The 10,536-nt window shown below is 44.5% G+C and carries 10 protein-coding genes; 9 read left to right on the top strand and 1 reads right to left on the bottom strand.

The window, feature by feature from the left end; all coding sequences use genetic code 11:
* The first annotated feature begins 258 nt into the window (after positions 1-258).
* The 5 genes from AC1DVJ_RS28645 to AC1DVJ_RS28625 all read left to right on the top strand — a co-directional run bounded on the left by AC1DVJ_RS28645 (position 259) and on the right by AC1DVJ_RS28625 (position 5,689).
* A complete protein-coding gene (locus AC1DVJ_RS28645; RefSeq protein ID WP_477595897.1) occupies positions 259-1,551 on the top strand; it encodes a hemolysin family protein in 1,293 nt (430 codons plus the stop codon).
* 124 nt (positions 1,552-1,675) lie between these two features.
* Entirely contained in the window at positions 1,676-2,392 is a 717-nt protein-coding gene (locus AC1DVJ_RS28640; protein ID WP_477595895.1) for a lytic transglycosylase domain-containing protein, read from the top strand.
* Positions 2,393-2,553: 161 nt separating this feature from the next.
* A complete protein-coding gene (locus tag AC1DVJ_RS28635) occupies positions 2,554-3,732 on the top strand; it encodes a cysteine desulfurase family protein (protein WP_477595893.1) in 1,179 nt (392 codons plus the stop codon).
* Complete coding sequence (gene thiI, locus AC1DVJ_RS28630) at positions 3,729-4,937, top strand: tRNA uracil 4-sulfurtransferase ThiI (RefSeq protein WP_477595891.1); 1,209 nt, start codon at positions 3,729-3,731, stop codon at positions 4,935-4,937. The genes AC1DVJ_RS28635 and thiI overlap by 4 nt, the downstream gene beginning before the upstream one ends.
* Positions 4,938-5,008: 71 nt before the next feature.
* A complete protein-coding gene (locus AC1DVJ_RS28625; RefSeq protein ID WP_477595889.1) occupies positions 5,009-5,689 on the top strand; it encodes a TerC family protein in 681 nt (226 codons plus the stop codon).
* 22 nt (positions 5,690-5,711) lie between these two features.
* Here the strand turns inward: AC1DVJ_RS28625 and AC1DVJ_RS28620 are convergent, their stop codons facing one another.
* Complete coding sequence (locus tag AC1DVJ_RS28620; protein WP_477595887.1) at positions 5,712-6,917, bottom strand: MFS transporter; 1,206 nt, start codon at positions 6,915-6,917, stop codon at positions 5,712-5,714.
* A gap of 157 nt (positions 6,918-7,074) precedes the next feature.
* Here AC1DVJ_RS28620 and AC1DVJ_RS28615 point away from each other — a divergent pair, with 157 nt between their 5' ends.
* The 4 genes from AC1DVJ_RS28615 to AC1DVJ_RS28600 all read left to right on the top strand — a co-directional run bounded on the left by AC1DVJ_RS28615 (position 7,075) and on the right by AC1DVJ_RS28600 (position 10,473).
* Positions 7,075-7,587 (top strand): LiaF transmembrane domain-containing protein, encoded by a 513-nt coding sequence (locus AC1DVJ_RS28615; RefSeq protein WP_477595885.1) that lies wholly within the window; start codon positions 7,075-7,077, stop codon positions 7,585-7,587.
* Positions 7,588-7,751: 164 nt separating this feature from the next.
* Positions 7,752-9,593 carry a translational GTPase TypA gene (typA, locus tag AC1DVJ_RS28610; protein WP_477595883.1) on the top strand — a complete coding sequence of 614 codons (1,842 nt, stop codon included), beginning with the start codon at positions 7,752-7,754 and terminating at the stop codon, positions 9,591-9,593.
* A gap of 146 nt (positions 9,594-9,739) precedes the next feature.
* Positions 9,740-10,015, top strand: a complete 276-nt coding sequence (locus AC1DVJ_RS28605; RefSeq protein WP_477595881.1) for a YlaH-like family protein — start codon at positions 9,740-9,742, stop codon at positions 10,013-10,015.
* Between the two features lie 20 nt (positions 10,016-10,035).
* The gene (locus AC1DVJ_RS28600; RefSeq protein ID WP_477595879.1) at positions 10,036-10,473 is read left to right on the top strand and encodes a hypothetical protein; all 438 of its coding nucleotides are present in this window, start codon (positions 10,036-10,038) and stop codon (positions 10,471-10,473) included.
* Positions 10,474-10,536: the final 63 nt, after the last annotated feature.

Here is a 10,536-nt window from a genome sequence, read left to right as displayed (position 1 = left end):
TTCATGAGTAATAGCGCAATAAGGGCTCATTTTAATATGTTTACGCCCATTTGCTCGTACTATTTGGCTTCAAGTGTCATATTCGCACCTTTGAATGCTTACAGTATTATTATATAATGAGTAGTGATATTTAAAAAAATTAAAATCGAAAATTAAGGGAGGTGTACCTATTCTCCTCGGTGCTGCTTTTGCGCTTGTTAGGGGATAGGTAAGGTATTGGAAGATCCTTTGCCCGAAACGTTAATCAGTTTTCTGTTAATGTTTGGACTAGTGTTGTTAAACGGTTTTTTTGTCGCAGCAGAATTTGCAATGGTGAAAGTACGTGGAAGTCGGATTGAATCACTTGTTGGTGAAGGCCGCCGAAATGCGAAATTTGCTCAAGGGATTATGAACAATCTCGATTCTTATTTGAGTGCTTGTCAATTAGGGATTACCCTCACATCATTAGGACTTGGTTATGTGGGTGAACCGACATTCGCCAAAATTTTAGAGCCTTTATTCGCTCCGCTGGGATTGCCAGACACTGTTTTTCACACGATTACTTTTATAATTGCCTTTTCTTTAATGACTACTCTTCATATTACGTTAGGAGAACAGTTTCCTAAGACGTACGCGATTCGTAAAGCAGAACAGATTACATTGCTTTCTGCAGGACCCATGGTATTATTTTATAAAATAATGTACCCGTTTATTTGGATGCTTAATGGTATGTCTAACTGGATGCTGCGCCGTGCAGGAATCGAGCCAACGACGGAGCATGAATCCGCTCATACCGAGGATGAAATTCGAGTCCTTATGCATGAAAGTCACAAAAACGGACTAATCGATAATACAGAGCTCGCGCTTGTTGATAATATATTCGGATTTGCAGAGACGACGGCAAGAGAAATTATGATTCCACGTACAGAGATGGAATGTTTGTATGCAGGACTTTCTTATGCCGAGAACTTAGCGATAGCAATTAAAGAAATGCGTACACGTTACCCTGTCTGTGACCCTGACAAGGATAACATTATCGGTTTTGTACACATTAAAGATTTGCTCAAACCTGATGCTAACCTCAAAGGTATTAAGAAAATCATTCGTCCGATAACGACGGTGCCGGATTCCATTCATATCAGTGATCTGCTGAAAATGATGCAAAAACGCAAGAGCCAAATGGCTTTGCTCATTGATGAATATGGCGGTACTTCGGGCTTAGTTACGCTCGAAGATATCATGGAAGAGATCGTTGGGGAAATTCAAGATGAGTTTGATGAGGAACGTCCAACGATTGAAATGAGAGATGAGAATACGTTCTCGATTGACGGATTATTGTTAATTGATGAAGTTAATGATTACTTTGGCCTTGAGATTGAGTCGGATGATTATGATACGATTGGTGGTTGGATTTACTCCCAAACGGAAATTCCGCCAAGTCGAAATCAACAAGTAAGCTATAATGATGAATTTATGTTCATCGTAGAAGAAACCGATCATTTGCGTATATCGCGTGTCACCGTGAGAAGATCATTGAATGACAATGAAATGCTGCAACAGAATATTTCTTGAAAGGCAAGAGGGGACAGTCAATAGACTGTCCCCCATGTCTATTCTATGGAATAAAAAGTATAGTCGTCAGGGCACAAAACGTGTACAATAAGTACATTGAACATGATAAAGCGAGGTCTGAACTATGAACAGCATCACGAATACAAATACGCAAGGAATTGACCCTAGAGTATTGAAGGAGCTGCTTCAGCTTCAGACATTGAGCAAAATAAGTCTATTCGCAGATGACACGTCATCTACAAGTACTGACGAAACAAGTGATTTTAGTGAACTTTTGAATACATTGATGGGACAAGGTGTGGATACGGGTGCAAGTGCTCTAGACACGTCGTCTCTTCATCAATCATTAAGCAACCTGCCAAGCGCATTAGGCGCATTGAATAAATCATATACACCATTGCAATCGATCTCTCAGGTAACATCCGTTTCACAGTTTGATGGGCTCATTGTGCAAGCAAGTCAGAAATATGGGGTGGATGCCTCGTTGATTAAAGCGGTTATTCAGCAAGAATCGTCTTTTAATCATCAGGCCGTCTCCTCGGCAGGTGCTAAAGGGTTGATGCAGCTCATGGATGGGACTGGCAGCGGTTATGGGGTAACGAACCCATTTGATCCTAAGCAGAACGTAGAGGCAGGTACACAGTTTCTAAGTGGCTTGCTTAAGAAATATAACGGGAACGAAGGCGTTGCGCTTGCCGCCTATAATGCTGGCCCTGGTCGTGTTGATCGCTTAGGTATTAAGACGGATCAGGATCTGGCGAATAAGCTTCATTTCTTACCGAAAGAGACGCAAGCGTACGTTTCGAAAGTACTCGATCATCGTCAGAATTTTGCTCAATAAATCGTTTAACTATGGGCTGATTTCCGCATGCAATATGTGGAGATCGGCTTTTCGCATTGTAGCCACTCGCTTGAGTTCTCGTCAGTTATGAGCTTTAATAGTGAGAAGGCATAGCAAGCAACAGGGAAGATGCAATGGTCATGAAGGGGAGTCAATAGATCATGCTTTATATGGATTACGCGGCTACGTCGCCGCTTTATGAAGAAGTCATTGAAACAATCGCAGAGGTGATGAAATTCCATTATGGGAATCCATCCTCGATTCATCGATTAGGGGTAGAAGCAGAGAAGCTTTTGCAGAGCGCGAAGAGTGTCATTGCTTCTGCTATAGATGTATCGCCGAGTGAAATCATATGTACATCTGGTGGGACCGAAAGTAATAACTTAGCAATAAAAGGTGTAGCCTACAGCTATCAACAACGCGGGAAACATCTTATTACTACACAAATTGAACATCCTTCTGTCACAGAAGTTTTCTCAGGGTTGGAGCAGGAGGGCTTTCGAGTCACCTATTTACCTGTCACTCCTACGGGTAGAGTAAAGCTAGAGGACCTTCAAGCCGCGATTTGTGGGGATACGATCCTTGTTAGCCTCATGTATGTGAATAACGAAGTGGGTACGATTCAACCCATTCAAGAAATAGGTCAATACCTCGCAGGTTATCCCAAAATAATGTTCCACGTAGACGCTGTTCAGGGACTAGCTAAGCTACCTTTTCAACCTAAAGCTTGGGGAATCGACCTTTGCAGCGCGTCTGCGCATAAATTTCGCGGGCCAAAAGGTGTTGGATTCTTGTATCGGAGAACAGGCGTACAGCTCAAACCATTGCTTGCTGGAGGCGGTCAAGAATTTGGCGTCCGCTCCGGTACAGAAAATGTCCCTTTAATCGTAGGCATGGCGAAAGCGTTGCGTATGACTATGGACAATCTAGTTGCGAAAATGGCACATAAATATGCGCTTAGACGCCAATTGTACGCTGGTATCGCAGCAATTCCGGAATTAAGTATTACTGGATCTGATAAGGAGACTGAGATGGCTCCGCATATCGTTCACTTTGCTTTTGCCGGAATGAAAGCAGAGGTCGTTGTGCATGCCTTAGAACAGAAGGGAATCTACATCTCAACGAGATCTGCTTGTGCGTCTGGGGAATCAGAACCTAGTGAGGTTATGTTGGCGATGGGCTGTAGTCGAGAACTGGCCGTTAGCGGCTTGAGGGTGAGCTTTTCCGATGAACATCAAGAGCAAGATATAGAGCTATTCCTACGCTCATTACAAGAGGTGGTCAAGGAGCTTGCTCCCATGAGAAACCCATCCGTCATTCAAAGGGGGACGCGAAGATGAAACCGGATTGTCTAATCTTACGATTTGGCGAAATGATGCTAAAAGGAAAGAATCGCAAGCGATTTGAGCGAAGTGTAATGATTCAAATTCGTAAAGTTTTAAGTTCTTTTCCTGACGTAAGGTATATTCCTGAGTTTGGACGCGTATATGTGGAGCTAGGGGGTGCCGCTTATGAACAGGCTTCTGCTGCTCTACAGCGTGTTTTTGGACTTGCATCCTTCAGTCCAGCTTATCATGCGCCGCTAGAGCTTGAATCGATCCAAGAGATAGCGCTGCGGATGATGCAGGCACTGCCGAAACAACCAGCGACCTTTAAGGTATCTGCTCGCAGGGTCAATAAAGCATTCCCGCACGACTCGCAGCAGATGAATTATTTGGTTGGCGGCTATGTACTTCAGGCCATTCCTGGGTTACAGGTGGATGTGCGAAATCCTGAGGTTGAGCTGCGTGTCGAAATCCGCGAGGATAAAGTGCTCTTGTATGTTGAAGTCATAGAAGGTGCTGGGGGATTCCCATCAGGGACGAGTGGTAAAGCGCTGCTGATGCTGTCAGGAGGCATTGATAGTCCTGTCGCAGGTTGGTTAGCGATGCGAAAAGGTTTGACAATGGAGGCCATTCATTTCCATAGTTACCCCTATACCAGTGAGCGTGCCAAGGATAAAGTGATTGAGCTTGCACATCAGCTGGCAGGCTACACCGACTCCTTAAAGCTTCATATGGTGTCATTCACGGAGGTTCAAACCTCCATTCATCGCGCGTATCAAGACAATCTGCTGGTCACTCTCATTAGGAGGGCGATGTACCGAATTGCAGAACGGATCGCAGAACGTGAAGAACTGGGTGCCTTAGTTACGGGCGAGAGCTTGGGGCAAGTTGCCAGTCAAACCCTGCCAAGTCTACATGCGATAGGACGTGTGGTTACGCTGCCGCTTTTACAACCGTTGATGATGATGGACAAGCAAGAGATTATTGGTCTTGCCGAATCGATTGGCACATTTCCCATTTCGATTTTACCCTATGAGGACTGTTGTTCCTTATTTCTTCCGCCATCCCCAAGTACGAATCCTAACTTACGTCTGGTGGAGAAGCTGGAAGATAGCATGACATTTCTAAACGAGCTTATTGACAAAGCGGTCTTAGAAACAGAAACCATAGAAATCGTGCATGGACAATTGAAAAAGGAATCTAACGCCCATTTATTCTAACTCCTCACTGTCGCTGTGATCGCACCCTTTCCAATCACTTGCTCTCCATGTTCGCCAGGAGGACGTGAAGCATGATTGATGCACTCTTTTTATTTCTGCAAATTACGTTAATTAATATTGTGCTAAGCGGTGATAATGCGGTTGTAATCGCACTAGCTAGCAAAAATCTACCTCTTGAGCAGAGGAAGCTTGCTATCTGGTGGGGGGCTTTTGGCGCAATCGCCTTGCGCTTGATTCTGACACTGGTAGCAGTCAGTCTGCTAACGATTCCGTTTATTCAAGCAGGAGGCTCTGTCTTGCTGCTATGGATCGCCATTAAGCTGCTTACGGACGAGGATGGTCATTCGAATGTCAAAGAAGCTTCAACACTTGGTAAAGCAATTTGGACCATCATTGTCGCTGATTTCGTGATGAGTTTGGATAATGTTTTAGCCATTGCGGCTAAGGGGAATGGGAATAATACGGTCATTATTTTGGGTATTGGTTTGAGTATTCCCATTATTATTTGGGGAAGCACGATCGTGATGAATTTATTGCAGAAATATCCGATCTTGGTCTATATTGGCGCGGGAATACTCGGTTATACGGCTGGAGAAATGTTTGTTAAGGATGAGAAGATGATCGATTGGCTGCTGCATGATTTTGAATTTTTACATGTTTGGATCCCCATTATGGCCACTGTTACCGTCATCGCCTCAGGTGGAATTGCCAAATGGCTGCGATTGGTTCAATTCAAGACACGGAATGAATGAGAAGTAGCACGCTGACGCTAGGTCAGTGTGCTGTTTTTTTTTGCCAAGTTAAAGCCCAGAAGGACCAACCATAGATCAGCAGGAATACGATGATAAGTGTAGTTGAATATCGGTACATCGTGGCGTAGCTGCCGCTCCAATTGGCGAGAGCCCCTAATACCATAGCGCCGAGTCCAATGCCGAGATCGTTGGCAGAGAAAAATGTGCCGTTTGCCGCGCCGCGTCGTTCAGGGGAAGAACGAGCAATCGTCCATGCCTGTAGGGCGGGTTGTAGGGAGCCAAACCCTACCCCATAGCAGAGGGCTGCAATAGCCAGGCTAATGTTGGAATGTGCATAGGAAAGCAGCCATAGCCCTGCAATCGTGAAAATCGCGCCGGGGAGCAGCACCCACTCAGGGCCTTTGCGATCAAAAAGAACACCGGTTATGGGCCGCACGAGTAGAACCATACTGGCGTTGCATAGGAAGAATAAGCCAACATTGGCGATACCGGCTTCGAGACCGAACAGCGTAATAAAGGTCACGATTCCCCCGTAACAAATAGCCGTGCAAAGTAGAAGTGCAGAGGGAAGAAGTGCCGTTCGTTCCCATAAACGATCCGCAATTCGAAGTCGTCGAACGGGCTTTGCAGGACGAATTGGCTTCGGATATGTAATGAAAAGTGAGCTGAACAAGGATAATATCGCCAAAATAGTTGATATCAAAAGGACGTACGAAAACCCAAACGCTTGCATGACCCAGAGACCTGTGAGTGGTCCTACTGCCATTGCGAAGGTGTTGGATAACCCGTAGTAGCCCATTCCCTCTCCGCGGCGTTCGGGGGGGATGATATCGGCGATCACGGTCCCTAGCGAAGTTGTCGATAACCCCCAGCCAATGCCATGCACAAAACGGGCGGCTAGTATAAGTGTGACAGCAGCAATATAGGAATAACCAGCAATCGTAAGCGCACAAATTGCTAATCCAACGAGTAGGACATGTTTTCTGCCTAACAGGTCTAATGCTCTGCCAGCGAATGGTCGCGTAAGGAGAGAGGAAATAGTGAATATCCCAATGACTAGTCCGACTTGCACATTGTCTCCACCTAATTGTGAGAGATGTGATGGAATCGTTGGAATGAGCATTTGAAAGCTGAAAAAGAGTAATAAATTTGCCAGCGCAGTTATTAAAAAGGGTTTCGTCCATAGTGGTTTTCGTTGTTGTTTGCTGCTAGTATGAGTTTGCTTCATGATACCTCCCCATTTGAACAGCAGACGACCTTAAGCCAGGGCATAAGGTTTCTGCGCATGCTTTAGTATACCCAGACAAATGGAATTGAACGCAGAACTGAACCTCGATAAACACCTAGCAATTTCCTGTCATGTGAGATAAAATATTTGTTGAAGGGTGTCGATTTCAATTTTAGGAGGGATTCGTATCGCTAGAAATAGCTACTCCATTGGTATTGTATTTATTGGCTTGGCTGTGTTATTGTTGCTAGGCAAATTAGGGGTTTTCCAGTTGCTTATTTCCTTCTTTTGGCCACTTATTTTGCTCGTACCTGGACTACTCTTTCATTACTTATATTTCAACCGAAGACTACCTGCTGGCGTACTTGTTCCAGGTGGCATTTTGACCACTTATGCCCTCATGTTTTTCTTTTGTAATGTGTTCGGCTGGGGTTCAATGAGTTATATTTGGCCGGGTTTCATTCTAGGTGTAGCGATTGGGTTATATGAACTTCATCTGTTTGAACGGGGGAGTGACCGGAGTGTTTGGATCGCAGCGATCGTGTTGGGACTCATTTCTGCTGCACTTTTCGGCTTAACTTTACTATTCAAATTAGGGATTTATGTAATCGCTTTGATCCTTGTCATTGCTGGACTTTCCATCATTTTCCGCAAGCGGAGATTGTGGTGATTTCGCCTTTTTCCAGTTAAATGTTTTGTTTTAAGCGCCTTTTATCTTGCATAATGTCGAGAAACTGCGTATACTAAGGGTAAATGTCAAGCGTCGGCGCTTATGTCCGACGCTTGTTTTATGAACAGAGACGAAAATTATAGGGTAGAGAGGGTTTGACATTCATGCATGCAAGAGACAAGATTCGCAACATTGCTATTATCGCACACGTTGACCACGGTAAAACAACACTCGTAGATAAATTGCTTCAACAGTCCGGAACATTCCGCGACAACGAGGCTATTCAAGAAAGAGCGATGGACTCCAACGATCTAGAGAGAGAACGCGGTATTACCATCCTTGCCAAAAATACGGCGATTAACTATAAAGATTACTTGATTAACATTGTAGATACACCTGGACATGCTGACTTCGGCGGAGAAGTTGAACGTATCATGAAAATGGTAGACGGCGTATTGTTGGTTGTTGATGCTTTCGAAGGTACAATGCCACAAACGAAATTCGTTCTACGTAAAGCGCTTGAGAGCAACCTTTCTCCAGTTGTCGTAGTTAACAAAATTGACCGTCCTAACGCTCGTCCACAAGAAGTTGTAGACGAAGTGCTTGACTTGTTCATTGAACTTGGTGCGACTGATGAGCAACTTGATTTCCACGTTGTATATGCATCCGCATTGCAAGGTACATCAAGTCTTGATCCAGAGAAACAAGACGATAACATGGAAGCTATCTATGAAACAGTCGTACAACATATTCCAGCTCCTACAGAAGATGTTGAGCAACCATTGCAATTCCTAGTTACGTTGATGGATTACAATGAATACTTGGGTCGTATCGGTGTAGGCCGTGTGAACCGTGGTAAAATTCGTCAAGGTCAAACAGTTACTGTTATGACACGCGAAGGCGGACAAAAGCAAGCTAGAATCGAGAAGCTTTTCGGTTTCACAGGCTTGAAACGTATTGAGATTGAAGAAGCAGCTGCAGGGGACATCATTGCCATTGCAGGTATCAAAGATATTAACATTGGTGAAACGGTAGCTGATCCAACGAATCCGGAAGCATTGCCAGTATTGAAAATCGATGAGCCGACACTTCAAATGACATTTGTTGTGAACAACTCGCCATTCGCTGGTCGCGAAGGCAAATGGGTTACTTCCCGTAAAATCCGTGAGCGTTTATACAAAGAGCTTGAAACAGACGTTAGTTTACGCGTTGAAGATACAGATAGTCCGGATGCATTCGTTGTTTCAGGCCGCGGTGAGCTTCACTTAGGTATTTTGATCGAAAACATGCGCCGTGAAGGCTTTGAATTGCAAGTTTCCAAACCAGAAGTTATCATTCGTCAAATCGACGGACAAAAAATGGAGCCGATTGAGCGTTTGATCATTGACGTTCCAGAAGATAGCATGGGTTCCGTTATGGAAAGCCTAGGTTCGCGTAAAGCTGAGATGGTTAACATGATCAACAACGGCAGCGGTAACGTTCGTCTTGAATTCTTGATCCCAGCACGTGGATTGATCGGTTACAGAACGAACTTCTTGACGCTTACACGTGGCTACGGAGTCATGAACCATGCGTTTGACAGCTATGGTCCTTACCATGGAGCAGGCGTTGGCGGACGTCACGAAGGCGTGCTTGTATCGAGCGAATCAGGCGTTTCCACACTGTACGGAATTCTTTCTGTAGAAGATCGCGGTATCTTGTTCGTTCATCCACAAACAGAAGTTTACGAAGGTATGGTTGTTGGTGAGCACACACGTGATAATGATATCATCGTTAACATCTGTAAAGAAAAAGCGGTTAACAACATCCGTTCCGCGAACAAAGAAGAAACAGTTAAAATGAAAACTCCACGCATGTACTCTTTGGAGCAAGCGCTTGAGTATTTGAACGATGATGAGTATTGTGAAATTACACCGAAATCGGTTCGTATCCGTAAAAAGATTTTGAACAAGAGCGAGCGCGAGCGTGCGGAGAAAAACCGCAAAATGGCGGAAGCTAACGCGTAGTTCACAAAGTATTCGAATAAAGGGAAATGTCGGCTTTCTAGCCGCATTTCCCTTTATTTTATTGTAGATTTAAGGGATAATGGGGAATGACTCAATTCGTGTGACTTAACTTATTAATGAAATGGAGTGTATGTTTGTTGACTGCCTTGAATGAATGGTTTGCCAATTACCTACCCATCACGTATCTATTAATCTTTGTTTTCATGTCCTATGTGTACAATAAAGTGTTCCGTACGCGCAAATTACCTATCCTCAAAACAGCGCTCATCTATGTACTGCTAGCGATCGGGTCCGTGATGCTCCTCGTATTTCAAATTGTAGGCTTGCCTATTGTACTTTGCTTAGCGGTTGCTATCTCTCTGATGTTTATGGTAAGAATTCGCTATTTTATTGAGAAAAGAAGCGGTAAAAGGCCGACTTAATAGTAAGGAGCACATGCCTTATGACCCGATACTGGTTAACACCGATCCATGGCTATTCGCCGCTCGTGCTGGGTGCAGAGCGCATGAACTGCTTTCCTAATGATGATTTTGAAGCTTTCCGCAAGCTTGCAGGCGATCAACATCCCCGTTTGCTCTCGATGTTTAAATCAAGTCTGCTGCTGAGCGATGAGGAAGATGTGTGTGGTTCAGACCTCGTAGAATTGGATTTAACGCATGAAGGTGATATTGTGTTTAATGGTGAGCCTTTTCATCTTTCACACTGCGCAGAAGCCTTTCTGGACCGTTTGCTGAGTAGGCGGGAAGCGAAGGCTATGGTTATCGCGATGGATGAACAACGTAAAGCGGATAATGGCATGCACGAAGTTTGGGTGAAACAATGGCTGCAATGGTTAGAGGTTGGCTATGATATTGTTCTACTAAGAGAGGATGGACGCTGAGATGAAGCTAGGAGATGCCTTTTTTAATTGGCTGCAAATGCACATAGTGTCCCAGGCCCGGCC

Source organism: Paenibacillus sp. P4_A9 (assembly GCF_056402415.1).
Note: the sequence above shows the minus strand (reverse complement) of the source record. Positions and strands in the feature narration are given on the sequence as shown.